At 73.3% G+C, this 15,381-nt stretch carries 15 protein-coding genes; 7 read left to right on the plus strand and 8 right to left on the minus strand.

Annotation, left to right across the window (positions count from 1 at the left end; genetic code table 11):
- Positions 1 to 62: 62 nt before the first annotated feature.
- On the minus strand, positions 63 to 1,202 hold the full coding sequence (locus tag ACZ4VW_RS30990) for a DUF6777 domain-containing protein (RefSeq protein WP_467968190.1): 1,140 nt from the start codon (positions 1,200 to 1,202) through the stop codon (positions 63 to 65).
- 168 nt (positions 1,203 to 1,370) lie between these two features.
- Between ACZ4VW_RS30990 and ACZ4VW_RS30995 the strand changes: the two genes are divergently transcribed.
- From ACZ4VW_RS30995 to ACZ4VW_RS31010, 4 genes are all read left to right on the plus strand, one after another.
- On the plus strand, positions 1,371 to 2,240 hold the full coding sequence (locus ACZ4VW_RS30995) for a YndJ family protein (RefSeq protein WP_467968191.1): 870 nt from the start codon (positions 1,371 to 1,373) through the stop codon (positions 2,238 to 2,240).
- On the plus strand, positions 2,228 to 2,773 hold the full coding sequence (locus tag ACZ4VW_RS31000; protein ID WP_467968193.1) for a DUF1990 family protein: 546 nt from the start codon (positions 2,228 to 2,230) through the stop codon (positions 2,771 to 2,773). Before ACZ4VW_RS30995 ends, ACZ4VW_RS31000 begins: the two co-directional genes overlap by 13 nt.
- 75 nt (positions 2,774 to 2,848) lie before the next feature.
- The gene (locus ACZ4VW_RS31005; RefSeq protein ID WP_467968195.1) at positions 2,849 to 3,019 is read left to right on the plus strand and encodes a hypothetical protein; all 171 of its coding nucleotides are present in this window, start codon (positions 2,849 to 2,851) and stop codon (positions 3,017 to 3,019) included.
- Between the two features lie 78 nt (positions 3,020 to 3,097).
- On the plus strand, positions 3,098 to 4,519 hold the full coding sequence (locus ACZ4VW_RS31010; protein WP_467968197.1) for a lipase maturation factor family protein: 1,422 nt from the start codon (positions 3,098 to 3,100) through the stop codon (positions 4,517 to 4,519).
- A gap of 93 nt (positions 4,520 to 4,612) precedes the next feature.
- Here ACZ4VW_RS31010 and ACZ4VW_RS31015 read toward each other — a convergent pair whose 3' ends face one another.
- From ACZ4VW_RS31015 to ACZ4VW_RS31025, 3 genes are all read right to left on the minus strand, one after another.
- Positions 4,613 to 4,783, minus strand: coding sequence for a hypothetical protein (locus ACZ4VW_RS31015; protein WP_467968199.1), 171 nt, complete (start codon positions 4,781 to 4,783; stop codon positions 4,613 to 4,615).
- A 234-nt stretch (positions 4,784 to 5,017) separates the two neighbouring features.
- The gene (locus ACZ4VW_RS31020; protein ID WP_467968201.1) at positions 5,018 to 6,502 is read right to left on the minus strand and encodes an SDR family NAD(P)-dependent oxidoreductase; all 1,485 of its coding nucleotides are present in this window, start codon (positions 6,500 to 6,502) and stop codon (positions 5,018 to 5,020) included.
- 63 nt (positions 6,503 to 6,565) lie between these two features.
- Positions 6,566 to 7,318 (minus strand): (2Fe-2S)-binding protein, encoded by a 753-nt coding sequence (locus ACZ4VW_RS31025; RefSeq protein WP_467968203.1) that lies wholly within the window; start codon positions 7,316 to 7,318, stop codon positions 6,566 to 6,568.
- A gap of 182 nt (positions 7,319 to 7,500) precedes the next feature.
- Here ACZ4VW_RS31025 and ACZ4VW_RS31030 point away from each other — a divergent pair, with 182 nt between their 5' ends.
- Both ACZ4VW_RS31030 and ACZ4VW_RS31035 read left to right on the plus strand, forming a co-directional pair.
- Complete coding sequence (locus ACZ4VW_RS31030; protein WP_467968205.1) at positions 7,501 to 8,217, plus strand: carbonic anhydrase; 717 nt, start codon at positions 7,501 to 7,503, stop codon at positions 8,215 to 8,217.
- 117 nt (positions 8,218 to 8,334) lie between these two features.
- Complete coding sequence (locus ACZ4VW_RS31035; protein ID WP_467968207.1) at positions 8,335 to 9,318, plus strand: DMT family transporter; 984 nt, start codon at positions 8,335 to 8,337, stop codon at positions 9,316 to 9,318.
- Here ACZ4VW_RS31035 and ACZ4VW_RS31040 read toward each other — a convergent pair.
- The 3 genes from ACZ4VW_RS31040 to panD all read right to left on the minus strand — a co-directional run bounded on the left by ACZ4VW_RS31040 (position 9,199) and on the right by panD (position 11,981).
- Entirely contained in the window at positions 9,199 to 10,506 is a 1,308-nt protein-coding gene (locus ACZ4VW_RS31040; RefSeq protein WP_467968209.1) for a transglycosylase family protein, read from the minus strand. The genes ACZ4VW_RS31035 and ACZ4VW_RS31040 overlap by 120 nt on opposite strands.
- Before the next feature lie 392 nt (positions 10,507 to 10,898).
- Entirely contained in the window at positions 10,899 to 11,540 is a 642-nt protein-coding gene (locus ACZ4VW_RS31045) for an aspartate/glutamate racemase family protein (RefSeq protein WP_467968211.1), read from the minus strand.
- Positions 11,541 to 11,549: 9 nt separating this feature from the next.
- Positions 11,550 to 11,981, minus strand: a complete 432-nt coding sequence (panD, locus tag ACZ4VW_RS31050) for an aspartate 1-decarboxylase (RefSeq protein WP_467968213.1) — start codon at positions 11,979 to 11,981, stop codon at positions 11,550 to 11,552.
- Between the two features lie 818 nt (positions 11,982 to 12,799).
- On the opposite strand from panD, the gene ACZ4VW_RS31055 reads away from it, so the two are divergent.
- Positions 12,800 to 14,335, plus strand: coding sequence for a carboxylesterase/lipase family protein (locus tag ACZ4VW_RS31055; protein WP_467968215.1), 1,536 nt, complete (start codon positions 12,800 to 12,802; stop codon positions 14,333 to 14,335).
- A gap of 71 nt (positions 14,336 to 14,406) precedes the next feature.
- Here the strand turns inward: ACZ4VW_RS31055 and ACZ4VW_RS31060 are convergent.
- A partial coding sequence (locus ACZ4VW_RS31060) for a quinone oxidoreductase family protein (protein WP_467968217.1) occupies positions 14,407 to 15,381 on the minus strand: 975 nt, incomplete at its 5' end.

Below are 15,381 nucleotides of genomic sequence, written 5' to 3' on the forward strand. Positions count from 1 at the left end.
GCCGGCACTCATGGGGCCACGCTAGGCGCAGGCCAGGCCGCTCGCACGACGGAGGCCACGCCTCAGCCCTCGAAGGTCTCCGGCTGCTGGGCGCCGGGGTCGCTGGGGAACAGGTCCTCGAACGGTGGCAGCTCGGCATCGGGTTCCGGCTCGGTCTCGGCCGGCGGCTCCGGGGCGGGCGGAAGGGCCGGCTCGGACCGGGGCGGGGAGCTGTGCTCCGGCGGGGTGGGTCCGCCCGGGCTCGTCGAGCCGTCGGGGCTCGCCGGCGCGCTGGGGCCGGGTGAGGTCTCCGTGGCGGGCGGGGGCGGCACCGGGGCGGCTGAACCGGTGAGGTCGCAGGCGGCGGGCTCGCAGGGCGGGATCACCGACGGCTGGGTGTCGCGCTCGCCGTCGGTGCCCGTTCCGCGCTCGAACCAGGTGTTGTCGGCGACGTTCACGACGACGACGCCGGTGACGACCGCCGCGGTCGGTCTGATGACGACGACCCGGTCGGGGCGGTACCCGCTCCAGGGCCGTCCGGTGTGCTTGGCGCCCTGGGCGACGGCCGGCGCGCGCAGCGGGTTGCCGCAGGCGCAGCGGACGCGGGGCGTGCCGTACGCGTCCACGAGGACCGCCGTGCCGGCCTGGAGGACGGACTGGAACGCGGTGGCGTCCGCGTCCCGGTAGCCGTGGCTGGTGACGCGGGTGTCGGCGCGCAGGACGACGGGGGTGAGGCCGCGCAGCCAGCCGGCCAGGTTCACCTCGGGGATGCCCGCGGCCTCGGCGAACGCGCGGGCCTTGCCCTTGTCGCCGGCGAGGAAGGCGACCTGCTGCTCGACGTCGCAGCTGGCGACGGAGCGGGTCCCGCCGTAGAGACCGGGGGTGGACCCGGTGATCTCACGGACCGTCTGCGCGGTCGCGGTCGCGGTCGGGCCGGCGGGGGGCGGCGTCGCGGCCGCGCCGGGCGGCCGGGTGGGTGAAGGAGTGGCCGGCGGGGCGGTGCTCGGGCCGGTCGCGGGGGGCGCCTTCGCCGTGGACGGGGTGAAGGGGTCGGGCCCCTGAGCGGCGACCGGCTGGAGGAAGACCTCCTGCGGGGAGGCGGCGGCCGTCCCCGCGCCGCCGCTGTCGCCGCCGGGCGAGCAGCTCGCGAGCAGCAGCGCCGAGGCCAGCGCCGTGAGTGCGGTGACGTGGGGCCGTCGCGGCCGGCGTATGGGTGAGCGCACGTGGATCTCCCGCCCTTTCCACCCGGGGACATTCCTTCATGTCTGTCGCACCGCCGGCCCGGCCGCAAGCGGAGTGCCGCCGACCGGACGACACACTTGAACACGTTCAAGAAAGACCGTAGGCTCCCGCACGTAAGGTTTGAACGCGTTCAACCAGAGGTGAACGGGATGTCGGTGCTGGTCGGTCTCGTCGTGATGCTCGGCATGTTCGTCATCGTTCCGGTGGGCCTGGGCCTGATCGACGGCCCCGCCCCTCCCGGACTGCGCCGGCTCCGGCGCGCCTGGCCCCTGCTCGCGGCGCCCGGCGCACTCGCCCTGTGGCTCCCCCGCTCCCCCACCGCCGCCGCGCTCGCCGCGGTCTACGCCCTGGCCACGCTCGCGCTCGCCCTGTGCGCACCGGCCCGGATCGCCGCGCTCCCCCGGCCCTGGACCGGCACCGCCGCGCCCGCCGAGATCGCCGTGCTGACCGCGCTGGTGACCCCGTCGGTGGCGGGTCTCGCCCTGGTCGCCGAGCGTGCCGGGCACGAGCTTCTCGGCTTCGACCTGGACATCCTGGCCCTGACCGTGCCCCACTTCCACTTCGCCGGATTCGCGGCCGCCCTGGTGGCCGGCCTGGTCTGCCGGGCGGCGCCCGGGCCCGCCACCCGCTTCGCCGCGCTCAGCGTTCCGCTCGGCACCCTGCTCGTGCTGGTCGGCTACTTCGTCGACGACTGGGCCGAGCTCGTCGGGGCACTCGTTCTCACCGCCGGCATGTGGGCGGTGGCCCTGCCGACCTGGCGGGAGCTGCGGCCCGGCGCCCGCGACCCGGTCACCCGCGGCCTCCTGGCCGTCTCGGCGACGGTCCTGGTGGCGACGATGCTGCTCGCCCTGAGCTGGGCGCTCGGCGAGGCCACCGGCCTGCCCCGTCCGAGCCTGACCTGGATGGCCGCCACCCACGGCCTCGGCAACGCCCTCGGTTTCGCGCTCTGCTCGCTGCTCGCCTGGCGTCGCCTGCGGGCGACCGCCCCTTCCAAGGAGACCGCATCATGGCCCGTCTGATCCGCGACCTCGCCACGTCCGCCGCCCCCGCGGCCCTCACCTACCGGGAGGTGGGTGCCACCGGGCAGGACCGTCTTCCGGCCGGCTACCACCACCTCCACCACACCGTTCGCGTCGGCCGGGGCCAGGACGCCTTCGAGGCCGCCGGGGCCGCCGTCACCTCCTGGCGGATGCACCGCGCCTCGGGCGCCGGGGTCCGCAGCGAGGCCGTTCGCGCCGAGCCCGGCGTTCTCGTCGAGATCTCGATGGGCCTCGGCCCCGCCCGGCTCGGCGTGCCCTGCGAGGTGATCTGGACCGCGTACGAGAAGGACCGCACCGGCTTCGCGTACGGGACCCTCACCGGGCACCCCGAGAGCGGCGAGGAGTCCTTCGTCGTCGACCTGCACGCCGACGGCTCGGTCTGGTTCACGGTCACCGCCTTCAGCCGTCCCGCCTGCTGGTACACCCGTCTCGCCGGGCCGCTCGTCCCGGTCCTGCAGCTGGCCTACGCCCGCCGGCTGGGCCGCGTGCTCCGACGCGTCGTGGCGGAGTGACGCCGGGCGTACGCTCCCTTTGTAGGCATACGCACCGGGCAACAGGCGGCGTACGTACCGACCCAGGAGGCGGCCGTGAGCCAGTACGACGAGTACACCACCCCCTCGCAGGCCGAGGGCGAGCGGCTCGACGAGGACATGGACTCGAAGCAGCGGATGGAGCGGCATCCCCAGACACTGCGCACCACGCCTTCGCAGGCGGAGGGTCAGCGGCAGGCCGACGAGGACGAGAAGAAGAAGTCCTGAGCGCCCCGGCCCCCGGGCGTCACCCCTCCCCGGGCCCTCACCCTCCGGGTGCGACCCTCCAGGCCGATACTGGAGGGGATGGAGTGGTTCACGGCACCGGACTACTGGCTGAGCCGGATCGTCTTCCAGCGGGGGCTCGCCGGGCTCTACCTCGTGGCCTTCCTCTCGGCCGCTCTCCAGTTCCGGGCCCTGATCGGCGAGCGCGGCATGCTCCCCGTACCGGAGTATCTGCGCCGGGTGGAGCCGCGTCGGACCCCCAGCCTCTTCCACTGGCACTACTCCGACCGGCTGTTCGCGGCGGTCGCGTGGACCGGCGCGGCTTTGGCGCTCGCCCTGGTGGCGGGCGCCGGCGACGCGGTACCGCTGCCCGTCGCGATGCTGCTGTGGTCGGTGCTCTGGGCGCTGTACCTCTCCATCGTCAACGTCGGCCAGACCTGGTACAGCTTCGGCTGGGAGTCGCTGCTCCTGGAGACCGGCTTCCTGGCGATCTTCCTCGGCAACGACGACACCGGGCCGCCCGTGCTCGTCCTGTGGCTGCTGCGCTGGCTGCTCTTCCGCGTCGAGTTCGGCGCGGGGCTCATCAAGATCCGCGGTGACCGCTGCTGGCGGGATCTGACCTGCCTGTACTTCCATCATGAGACCCAGCCGATGCCCGGCCCGCTCAGCTGGTTCTTCCACCATCTGCCCCGCCCGCTGCACCGGGTCGAGGCGGCCGCCAACCACGGCGTCCAGCTGCTGGTCCCGGTGCTGCTCTTCACGCCGCAGCCGGTCGCGACGGTGGCGGCCGGTCTGATGGTGGCGACCCAGCTCTGGTTGGTGCTCTCGGGAAACTTCGCGTGGCTGAACTGGCTCACGATCGTCCTCGCGCTCTCCGCCGTGGACGGCTCCCTCCTGGTGGGCGAGCACCCGCAGCCCGCCCCGCCGCTCTGGTACGTGGTCGTGGTGGTCGCCGTGACCGCGCTGGTCCTCTTCCGCAGCTACCGCCCGGTCCGCAACCTGCTCTCCCGGCGGCAGGCGATGAACCGCTCGTACGATCCGTTCCACCTGGTCAACACGTACGGCGCGTTCGGGACGGTCGGCCGGATCCGGGACGAGATCGTCATCGAGGGCACGGACGACCCGGCGCGGAGCGCGGACGCGGTGTGGAAGGAGTACGGGTTCAAAGGCAAGCCCGGCGATCCGCGCCGGCTGCCGCGCCAGTTCGCTCCGTACCATCTGCGGCTCGACTGGCTGATGTGGTTCGCGGCGCTCTCCCCCGCGTACGCCCGAGACTGGTTCGGACCGTTCGTCGAACGGCTTCTGGACGGGGACCGGGACACCCTGCGGCTGCTACGGCACAACCCCTTCCCCGACGCGCCGCCGGTCCGCATCAGGGCGCGTCTCTACCGCTACCGCTACACGACGTGGCGGGAGCTGCGCGAGACCGGGGCGTGGTGGCACCGCACGCTCGTACGGGAGTATCTGCCGCCGGTCGAGCTGCGGCCGCCCGCGCGGCGGTGACCCTTCGCCACGGGCCGGCCCGGGGCGGAGCCGGACGCACCGGTGCCCCGGTCACGGGGCGACCGGGGCACGGGGCGAAGCGACAGTTACGACTCAGTCGATACCGGGCAGGATGTGCGGCTCCGCGAGGTCGTCCTCGTAGCCCGCCAGCCGGATCGGGGCGGCGTGGGCCCACACGTCCAGGCTCCCCAGCTCGCCGGAACGGTGGGGCCGCTCCGGCCGTTCGGCCGGTCGCTGGTCCTGCTTCGTCAGTTCTGGTGTCACCGCGCACTCCCTTGTGTCGCGTACCTATGAGGACATGGCCGTTCGGTCGCGGTGGCGCCGTTCTTGGGGCGGGACCGCGGCCTTGGTGGCAGGCCAGTCCCCAGGCAAGCCGTAAGGGTTTTGTGAAACCCCGGTGGCCGACCGTGGACATCAGAGTAACCAAATGAGCGCGTCGGCGCTCTATGGGGCTCGGAAGTGTGACGCGATCGAGTGACTTTAGGACATCTGGGCGGTTTACCAGTTGCCCGGCGCGTAGTCCTTGAGGAAGCAGCCGTACAGGTCCTCGCCCGCCTCGCCGCGCACGACCGGGTCGTAGACGCGGGCGGCGCCGTCGACGAGGTCGAGCGGGGCGTGGAAGCCCTCCTCGGCGAGACGCAGCTTGTCGAAGTGGGGGCGCTCGTCGGTGATCCAGCCGGTGTCGACGGAGGTCATGAGGATGCCGTCGGTCTGGAACATCTCCTGGGCGCTGGTCCGCGTGACCATGTTCATCGCGGCCTTCGCGGCGTTGGTGTTGGGGTGCCCGGCCCCCTTGTAGCCACGGCCGAAGACGCCCTCCATGGCCGAGACGTTGACGATGTAGGCGCGCCCGCTGGCCGCCTTCTTGGCCGCCTCGGCCATCGCCGGCCGGAGCATGCTGATGAGGATGAACGGCGCCGTGTAGTTGCACAGCTGGGTCTCGAGCAGCTCCACCGGGGAGATCTGCTCGATGGTCTGCACCCAGGTGTTGGTCTCGACGACGTCCGGCAGCAGGCCGCCCGCGTCGATGGCGCTGCCGTCGCGGTGCCGCTCGACGCTGGCGTTGCCCGCGACCAGGGCGAGATCGGCGACCTTCTGCGCGTCCAGGTGGCTCACGCCGGCGGGCAGCGCGGACGGACCGCCGACCTCACCGACGGCGCCGGAGTTGAAGGCGCCGATCACATGGTGGGCCGGGAGCTCCCCGGCGGGCAGCGGAGCGCTCTCGCCGTCGACGAGGGCGGCGTAGGCGGAGGGCAGACGGCGCACGGTCTGCGTCGCGTTGTTGATGAGGATGTCCAGCGGGCCGTCCGCCGCGACGCGCTCGGCCAGGGAGACCGCCTGCGCGGGGTCGCGGAGGTCGATGCCGACGACCTCGAGGCGGTGCATCCAGTCGGCCGAGTCCTCCATCGCCTTGAAGCGGCGGATGGCGTCCTTGGGGAAGCGGGTCGTGATGGTGGTGTGGGCACCGTCGCGCAGCAGCCGCAGCGCGATGTACATGCCGATCTTGGCGCGGCCGCCGGTGAGCAGCGCGCGCTTGCCGGCGAGGTCGGCGCGGGCGTCCCGCTTGCGGCGGTTCAGCGCGGCGCAGTCCTGGCAGAGCTGGTGGTAGAAGTAGTCGACCTCGACGTACCGCGTCTTGCAGGTGTAGCAGGACCGGGGGCGCTGGAGTATCCCGGCGATCCGGCCGGCCTCGGTCACGGAGGAGGGCAGGATGCCCTCGGTCTCGTCGTCGATCCGCTGCGCGGAGCCGGTGGCGGTGGCCTCGGTGACCGCCTTGTCGTGCGCGGTCTTCGCGGCCCGGCGCTCCTGGCGGCGGCGCTGCTTCACCGTCCGGTAGATACCGGCCGTGGCGCGCCGCACGGCGATCGCGTCCGGGTGGTCGACATCCAGCTCGTCGAGCTCGTCGAGCACGCTCAGGCAGACGGCCAGGCGCTCGGGGTCGATACCCGGCCCGTACTCCTGGGTTTCTTCGGTCACCGTCATGGCCTCTGCCGTTCCTCGATCACTCGTACGCTCGCGCGCGCCCACCGTCTCAAAAGAGGAACTTTACGGAGCGGGAGGCCGTGTCTCCAAACCCGTGGCGGGAGCGTGGTCGAACACACAGTCGCCGCAGAGTCCCCCTCCGGGGCTGCGGTAGTAGAGGCAGCAACTGGTGCGCCGCAGGGCGGACCCCTGGACGGTGCGGGCGAGGTCGGGGTGGTCGAGGAGCCCGGTCACGAGTTCGCCGGCACGGCGGGCGACCTCGGGCCGGCCCTGGGCGCGGGCCCAGCGGATCAGCTCGCGCAGGGCTCCGGCGAGAGCGGAGCCGGCGTTCCCCCACAGCAGCCGGGGCGAGATCCGCCCGTCGCGGCGGAGGACCTCGTGGAGCGGGACGAGATGCGCGAGCTGGACGGCCTCGCGGAGGTCCGCCACGGTCGCGGGGCGGCTCTCCGTGCCCGCCCACCACAGGTCGTCGGGCGAGGTCAGGGCCCCGTCCCAGAACAGGTCCGCCGGATCGAGAGCCGGGAACCGGCCGTGGAGGGCGGCCGGGCCGAGGGCGGTCGACCACAGCCGGGCGGCGAGCCCGAGATGGGCGACCGACGCGGCGACGCGGCGCTCGGGGGTGCGCAGGCGGGCGCCGACGTGGTCGACGCGGGCGGAGACGGGGCCGGTCTCCCCCGCGTAGAGGCGTGCGAGCGGCACATGCGCTCCGCCCGTCTCCGGCGGGGCGGTCCGGAGCACGAAGAAGCCCCCGACCGCCGCTCCCCCGGTGTCCGGCCGAGGGCGTTCCCCGCTCGCTCCGCTCGCGCCGAGATCCACCGTCCTGCCTCCTGGCCGTCTGCCGCCCGGGCCGAGGAAGCGCTCGCCCACGGGCGAAGCGGCACCTGGCACGGCCGTCCGGGCAAAGCCCCGGTCCTGTTCGGGTCATGCATGGTCATCTTCGGGTCATGCTCGCCCCAAGTGCGGCTCCACGACCGCCGATCACCGTAACGCTCCTGCGCATGACACCTCCGACGAACCCCCTCGCGTCCGCGACTCCCGGCCGGCGCGCGGTGCTCGCGCTGACCGCCGCGGCTGCCGTGACCGCGGGCGTCCCCGCCGCCCGGGCCGCCACCCCTCCGCTCCCGCGCCCCCTTGCGGAAGGGCCGCTCACGGCCGCCCGGGCGCTCGCCGCACTCCGGGCGGGGAACGCTCGTTACGCCGCCCTCCGGCAGATCCATCCGCACGAGGACGCCGCCCGGCGCGCCGCCGTGGCCGTCTCCCAGCACCCCTTCGCCCTGGTCCTCGGCTGTGTCGACTCCCGGGTGCCGCCCGAGCTCGTCTTCGACCAGGGACTCGGCGACCTGCTCGGCATACGGTCGGCCGGCCAGGCCCTGGACGAGGCGGTGCTCGGGTCGATCCAGTTCGGCGTCGAGGAGCTGGGCGTTCCGCTGGTCGTCGTGCTCGGGCACGAGCGGTGCGGCGCGGCGACCGCCGCCGTGGAGTACGTACGGACGGGCAGGCCGGTCGAGGGACACCTCGCCCGGGTCGTGGAGGACATCGCCCCCGCGGCGCGCGCCACCAGGGATCTCCCGGGCGACTGGGTGGAGAACACGGTGCGGGCCAATGTGGTCCGCATACAGCGCCGACTGGCTCGGGATGAGGTGTTCGCCGAAGCCCGGATCGTCGGCGCCCGCTTCGACCTGGATACCGGAAAAGTGGCTTTCCACCCGTCCTGACCTGCGCGGGTGTACATCCTCAGGCGTACGTGACGGTCCCGTACTACGACGGCAGTACGTCCGAATGCGTTCCCAGGTACGACGACGTGAACGCTCGGAAGAGAGATCGTTGTATGTATGAGCCCCCTCCTGCTGTCCGTGCTTCTGTCGCTGGTCTCCGCGGTCGCCTACGCGGCCGCGGCGATCGTGCAGGAGCGGGTCGCGGCCGCCGCCGGCGGCCCCACCTACGCGCCGCTGCGCAGCCCGGCCTGGTGGGGCTCCGTCCTGCTCAACGGCCTCGGTGCCGCCCTGCACGTCGCGGCGCTCGCCTACGGCCCGCTCAGCCTGGTCCAGCCGCTGGGCGCCCTCACGATCGTCTTCGCCCTGCCCATGGCGGCCCTCTTCGTGGGCCGCCGGGCGGGGCACACGGCCTGGCGCGGCGCTCTCATGGCCACGGTCGGCCTCGCCGGGCTGCTCAGCCTGACGGGCGGCGCCGAGTCCCAGGCGCTGGGCGGCACCGAACGCTGGCTGCTCGCGGCGGGGACCTTCGCCGCGGTGGGCCTGCTGTTCGTCGTCGCGCACCTCATGGGCCGCTCGGTGCTGCGCAGCATCGTCCTGGCGGCCGCGGCGGGTGTGTCGTTCGGCATCGCCTCGGTCTTCACCAAGACCGTGGCCGTGGAGTGGTCGCCGGCCGCGCCGCTCGCGCAGTGGACGAGTCTGCTGATCCTCTCGGCGCTCGCGGTGACCGGACTGCTGCTCTCCCAGGCTTCCTACCGGGGCGCCGGCCTCGCGGCTCCGCTGGCGACGGTCACGGTCGTCAATCCGGTGATCGCCGCCGCGGTCGGTCTCACGCTGTTCGGCGAGACCTTCCGGTACGGCACGGCCGGCACCGTCGCCGCGCTGATCTGCGGCGCGGTGGCGGCGGGCGGTCTGATCCAGCTGACGACGGACCGGCTGACGGCGGGCCGGGACGCCCTGTCGGTGTCAGAGGACCGGACCGTCTCAGATCGAGACGCCCCGCGCCCTGAGGTAGGCCAGGGGGTCGATGTCGGAGCCGTACCCGGGACCCGTCCGCACCTCGAAGTGGAGATGCGGCCCCGAGCTGTTGCCGGTCGATCCTGAACGGGCGATGCGCTGCCCGGCGTTGACCCGCTGGCCTTCACGGACGGTGAGCGCGGAGAGGTGCGCGTACTGGCTGTAGCGGCCGTCGTCGTGCCGAACGACGATCTCGTAGCCGTAGGCGCCGCCCCACCCCGCGGAGACGACCTTGCCGGTGGCGACGGCCGTCACGGAGGTGCCGGTGGGCACGGGGAAGTCCACGCCGGTGTGGTAGCCGCTGGACCAGGAGGAGCCGGAGACGCGGTAGCGGGTGCCGACGGACGCGGAGACGGGGGCGCTGAAGCGGTCGGCCTGGGGCGCGGGCCTCGGTGCGGGCCTTGCCGCCGCCGGCTTCGCGGCGGGCCTGGGCTTGGTGACGGGCTTGGCGGCCTGCTTCGCGGGGGCCTTGGCCGCCGGGGCCTTCGTGGCGGGAGCCTTCGCGGCCGGCTTCGTCGCGGCCGGAGCCTTCGCCGGGGCCTTCGTGGCGGGAGCCTTCGCGGCCGGCTTCGTCGTCGGGGCGGGCTTGGCGACCGGGGGCGCCGTGGTGGGCGGCTTGGCGGGGACGGCGATCCGGAGGGTCAGCTTCTGGCCCGGATGGATCAGGTCGGGGTCGCTGCCGACCACGGCGCGGTTCGCCTCGTACAGCCGCTGCCAGCCGCCGTGGACCCGCTCCTCGCGGGCGATCCTGGACAGCGAGTCGCCCGGGGTGACCGTGTACATCTCGCGGACCGTGGGCACGGTGGTCGGGGTCACGGCAGGTGGCTCGGCCGTCGGGGTCCGCTGGTCCGGAGCGGTGCGCTGCGCCGGTAAGGAGACCGGGGTGGCCCCCGCCTTCCGCCCACCGAGCCCCGCGCGGGACGAGCAGGTCGGCCAGGCTTCCGGGCCCTGCCCGTCGAGGACCTTCTCCGCGACGGCGATCTGCTGGTCCTTGGAGGCGAGGTCGGCGCGCGGCGCGTAGTGCGTGCCGCCGTACCGCTCCCAGGTCGCCTGGCTGAACTGCAGCCCGCCGAAATAGCCGTTGCCCGTGTTGATCCGCCAGTTGGAGGAGGACTCGCAGGCGGCGACCTTCTCCCAGACGTCGAGGGACGCGGCCTGCGCCGTCCCGGCGCCGATCAGCGGCAGGGCCATTCCCGCGCCGCCCGCCGTGACGGTGAGCGAGGCGCGGTTGATCCGGCTCGGCTGGTACCGGCGGTGTCGTCCCCTTGCGGCCATGTGGGCCCCCCTTGAGCGCGCGTCAGCAGAAGCGCATCGGCAGTCGCCCAAGGTAAGGGAAGGTCACAGGCCGTGACAAGGGCTCGGGGGAAAACCCCAAGTCCCTTGTGTCATCCGGCGATCAGGGCCCTGCGGGACCCGGCTGCGGCTGAGGCTCCGGTTCCGGTACGGGGGCGGGGCCCGGAGGCTCCGGAACCGGGTTCGGCGGCGGCACGGGGGCCGGCTCGGGCTGGGGCACCGGACCCGGCGTGGGCGGTACCGGCCCCGGGGGCGGGGTCGGCGAGGGAGGCGCCGGGTAGGGCGACGGGTGGGTCATGACGGACCTCTCGGTCGGCGGGGCACGTACGGCTCCAGGCTCTCCCGGAGCGTGTGCCCGCGCCCGCCGGGGCCATTCATTCGTGTCGGCGCACGGCGTCCGCCGCGGCGGCGAGGCCGAGGCGGGGGCTGGAGAGGACGGGCAGCGGGGTGCGGGTCCGCTCGGCGGCGCCGGCCATGGATGCCTGGGCGAGGACGACGACACCGCCACCGGTGGCGTCGACCCGGTCCACGGCCGCCGCGACCGTGTCGAGATAGCCGTCGCGGTCGCCGGCCTCGAACCGCTCCCAGGCGCCGTCCACGAGCAGCGTGGTGACGCTCGCGGCGGTGCCCACCGACTCCTCGCGGAGCAGCTCGACGGTGGGTGCGACGGTGGACTCCACGGCCGCGACCACGACGATCCGGTCCGCCCTGGCCGCCTCGGCCGCCATCGGCCGGTCCACGCGCAGGACGGGCACGCCCAGCGCGGCGGCGCTCCGCTCGGCGACACCGCCGATCGTGGAGCAGGTGCAGAGCACGGCACGGGCGCCGTCCGCGACGGCCCGGTCGAGGGCGTCACGGACGGCACCGGCCACGGCTTCCGGCCCCTCGGCCCTGGCCCGGTCGAGCAGCTCCTCGGCGACGAGGTGCCGCAGGACCAGCCCCGGGTGGTGCTCATCCCGCAGGCCGTCGAAGACGGGAACGTGGACGGGCGAGGTGTGCAGCAGGGCGAGGGTCACCGGTGCGGTTCAGGCGGTCGCGGGAGCGGGCACGGCGTGCGGGCTGCGCACGGTGTCGCTCCCGGGCACCGGCGCGGAGGCGTCGGCCCCGAGCTCGACGATCCGGTTGTCGGCGTCCACATGGACGACACGCGGCACGAACGAACGGGCCTCGGCGTCGTCGACCTGCGCGTAACTGATGAGGATCACCAGATCACCGGGGTGCACCAGATGGGCGGCGGCACCGTTGATCCCGATCACCCCGGAGCCCCGCTCGCCCTCGATGACGTAGGTCTCCAGCCGGGCGCCGTTGTCGATGTCGACGATGTGCACGAGCTCCCCGGGCAGCAGATCGGCCGCCTCCATGAGCTCGGCGTCGACGGTGACGGAGCCGACGTAGTGCAGATCGGCCTCGGTCACGGTGGCCCGGTGGATCTTGGACTTGAACAGAGTGCGCAGCACTTTGGACTCCTCTAAGACGGCTCCCTGCCTGCTTTCTGCAGGTCAAAGGCAGTCCCGAGCTTACACCGACAGCCCCGTCCGATGTTTGTGAGGAACATCGCTCCGGTCGGACTGGACGGCCTCCTACCTGGGCTTTCCCTAAGCACCGGCGCCGGTCGGGAACCACTGCCCCGGACATTCGGGGACTCATGCTGACCGAATGCTGACTTACCTGATGAGCATCAGACGTAAGGGAGACCCCTCTACACGCACGGACAACGTGCGTCGCACCGACCTGTCGGGCACCGACATCCCTCCGGTTCATGGAACACGGTCCCTTTGGCCATCAGCCGGTCGACGCTAGGCCGCCCTGGAAGCCGGCTCGCTGCCCGCCGCCCGCCCGAGGCCCCTCGGCAGCGTGGAACTGGCGAGCGAGGCGGGGCCAAGGCGCCGACGCCGGCCCGCCCGGGCCGAAGCCCAGGTCCCGCGCACCTGCGCACTTGCGCGCGCCGCTCCTCCCTTCCGTACGGTCCAACCCGATCGCGAACCGCTCTCGCACACCGTGAAGGAGAGCTGTTGAAGCAGACCGAGGAGGTGCTCCAGGACGCCCTGGGACTCCCCACTGACAGAAACACCGGCGACTGCTGCCGCGGGTCCGTTCAACGGACCTGAAAGGTCGCCCACTTGGCGCACGGGACACATCATGGCTCCCCCATTGCTCCGGCCTCTGAGGAGACTCCGTGCGACCTACTGTCCGAAGGGGACTTGCCGGCCTGACAAGCCTGTTCGTCCTCCTGACCCTCATGGCGGCTGTGCCCGCGTCAGCCGTCCCACGCTCCTTGACGATCTTCACCGACAAAGGCCCGGTCGCGGGAACATCGGCGGAGGCGGTCGACCGATTCCTCGGCATCCCCTACGCGGCACCACCGGTCGGACCCGGACGCTGGCAGCCTCCCGCTCCCGCCTCCGCCTGGACGGGCACCCGGCAGGCGACGGCCCCCGGCCCGCGCTGCCTGCAGTTCGGCGGCGACGGCGGTCCGGGGATGAGCGAGGACTGCCTGTACCTGAACGTGTACACCCCGGCCCAGCGGACGAACCGTCCGCTGCCGGTGATGTTCTGGATCCACGGCGGGGGCTTCTCCTTCGGTTCGGGAAACTCCGAGGACGGCTCACGGATCGCCGAGGCCAACGACGTCGTGGTCGTCACGATCAACTACCGCCTCGGCGTGTTCGGCTTCCTCGGCCTGCCCGGGCTGAGCAGGCAGGGCACGGGGAACTACGGTCTGCTCGACCAGCAGGCGGCGCTGCGCTGGACCCAACGCAACATCGGCGCCTTCGGCGGGGACGCGAGCCGCGTGACCATCGCGGGTGAATCGGCCGGCGGCCATTCCGTCTGCGCCCTCATGGCCTCGCCGCCGGCCCGCGGTCTCTTCTCCGGGGCGATCATCCAGAGCGCCGGGTGCCCCAGCCACACGGCCGAGCAGGCGGCCGTCCGTGGCGAGAAGTACGCCACGGCGGCGGGCTGTTCCACCTCCCCGGCCGTTCTCTCCTGCCTGCGGTCCAAGCCGGCCGGTGAGCTGTTGGCCACCAGCGGGGGTTTCGTCGGGGGCGTCCTGAGCGGGCCGCTGCCCGTGTCCGGAGGGCCCGAGCTACCTGTACCGCCGAGCGAGGCCGTGCGCACCGGCCGAGCCGCGAACGTCCCCCTCCTCATCGGCAGCACGCGTGACGAAGTGCGGCCGTGGTCACTTCCGTTCGCGCGCGCGACGAAGGCGCAGTACGAACGGGCGGTCCGCATCGAGTTCGGGCCGAACGCCGACGCCGTACTCGCGCACTATCCGTTCGACGCCTACGGTGACTCGTACACCGGGACGTACGCCTTCGCCGCGCTGTGGGGTGACAGCAGCGTCTTCTACGGGCTCGGCGGGTGCCAGTACCAGAATCTCACGGGCCAGTTCGCGAGCCGGCAGCCGCGGACGTACTTCTACCAGTTCGACGACCCGCGCCCGCCCGTCCTCGGCTCCCTGCCGCCCGGCTTCGACCCCGGGGCCTCGCATGCCAGCGAGATGCCGTACCTGCTTCCCTCGGCGGCCTCGAAGCTGCTGTCCCCGGGGCAGCAGCAGCTGTCGAGGGAGATGGTGCGCTACTGGGGTTCGTTCGTGAAGCACGGGAATCCCGCGGCCCCGGGACTCGCCGCCTGGCCGTCCTACCGGGCCGGGAAGTACATGTCCCTGCTGCCGGGTGGTGAGAGCCGGGCGCTGAGCACCGAGGTGTTCGAGGCGCGTCGCCAGTGCGCCTTCTGGAAGTCCCTCGACTACGACTGGCTTCCCGTCAACCCGGACCAACTCGCCGCGCAGGCCGGCGTTTCCCAGTCCTGACACCGGACGCCCCATGGGCCCCCTCCTGCGGGAGGGGGCCCATGGTCATGAGCATGCGCGGGAGGGTGGGTTCAGTTTCCGGTGCTCCCCATGTCGAGCACGATCTTTCCGACCGCCGCGCCCGTGCGCAGCCGCTCCACCGCTTCGCCGAGGGCGTCCATCGCGTACCGCTCGTACGGCAGAGACAGAGCGCCCGACGACAGGTCGGGCAGCAGGCGCAGCACGTCGGGGGCGACCTCAGCACCGCGGGAGATCATGTTCACGGGCAGGAGCGAGACGTCGGCGAGGAAGAAGTCCGCCAGGTCCAGAATGAGTTCACGTCCGGCCGTGTAGCCGAGAAGTGCGGCCCGGCCCCGCGGGCGGACCAGGGCGAGGGCGTTCCGCAGGATCTTGCCGCCGACCGTGTCGATCAGTACGTCGGCCTTGCCGCCGATGGCTTCCTCGGAGAGGTCGGAGGCCAGCAGCGCCCTGGCCACTCCGGGGACGTGCGGCAGCTTCGCCGGGCGGCCGACGGCACCGACGACCTCCGCGCCGGCGCGCGCCGCGAGCTGCACGGCCATGGCGCCGACCGCGCCGGACGCGCCGGTGACCAGCACCCGCTCCCCCGGTCGTACCTGGGCGATGGAGTGGACGGTCGCCCAGGCGGTGCCGACGGGCGAGAAGTACACGCAGGCCAGAGCAGGGTCGGTGCCCTCGGGCATGAGCTCGACGGCGGCGTCCGGTACGAGCGCGTGCTCGGCCCAGGAGCCGTCGCGACTGAGGCCCAGCCCTTCGCCGCGCAGTCGGACCAGGGCGCCCTCGGGGTGCGTGTCCGAGGCGATGACGTGGCCGCTGCCCTGGGTGCCGGGGACGAAGGGCAGCCCGGGCAGGATGCCGAACCGGCCGTCGAGGACGTTCAGGTCCAGATGGGCGACGGTGGCCGCCGCCACCCGGACGAGGGTGTGGCCGGGGCGGGGGGGGGGGGGGGGGGGGGGGGGGGGGGGGGGGGGGGGGGGGGGGGGGGGGGGGGGGGGGGGGGGGGGGGGGGGGGGGGGGGGGGGGGGGGG

The organism is Streptomyces sp. NPDC029139, assembly GCF_055564335.1.

Coding starts and splice junctions, on each gene's coding strand:
- ACZ4VW_RS30995 (WP_467968191.1), top strand. CDS start 1,371: ATGTCGGTGCTGGTCGGTCTCGTCGTGATGCTCGGCATGTTCGTCATC.
- ACZ4VW_RS31000 (WP_467968193.1), top strand. CDS start 2,228: ATGGCCCGTCTGATCCGCGACCTCGCCACGTCCGCCGCCCCCGCGGCC.
- ACZ4VW_RS31010 (WP_467968197.1), top strand. CDS start 3,098: ATGGAGTGGTTCACGGCACCGGACTACTGGCTGAGCCGGATCGTCTTC.
- ACZ4VW_RS31020 (WP_467968201.1), bottom strand. CDS start 6,502: ATGACGGTGACCGAAGAAACCCAGGAGTACGGGCCGGGTATCGACCCC.
- ACZ4VW_RS31030 (WP_467968205.1), top strand. CDS start 7,501: ATGACACCTCCGACGAACCCCCTCGCGTCCGCGACTCCCGGCCGGCGC.
- ACZ4VW_RS31035 (WP_467968207.1), top strand. CDS start 8,335: ATGAGCCCCCTCCTGCTGTCCGTGCTTCTGTCGCTGGTCTCCGCGGTC.
- ACZ4VW_RS31040 (WP_467968209.1), bottom strand. CDS start 10,506: ATGGCCGCAAGGGGACGACACCGCCGGTACCAGCCGAGCCGGATCAAC.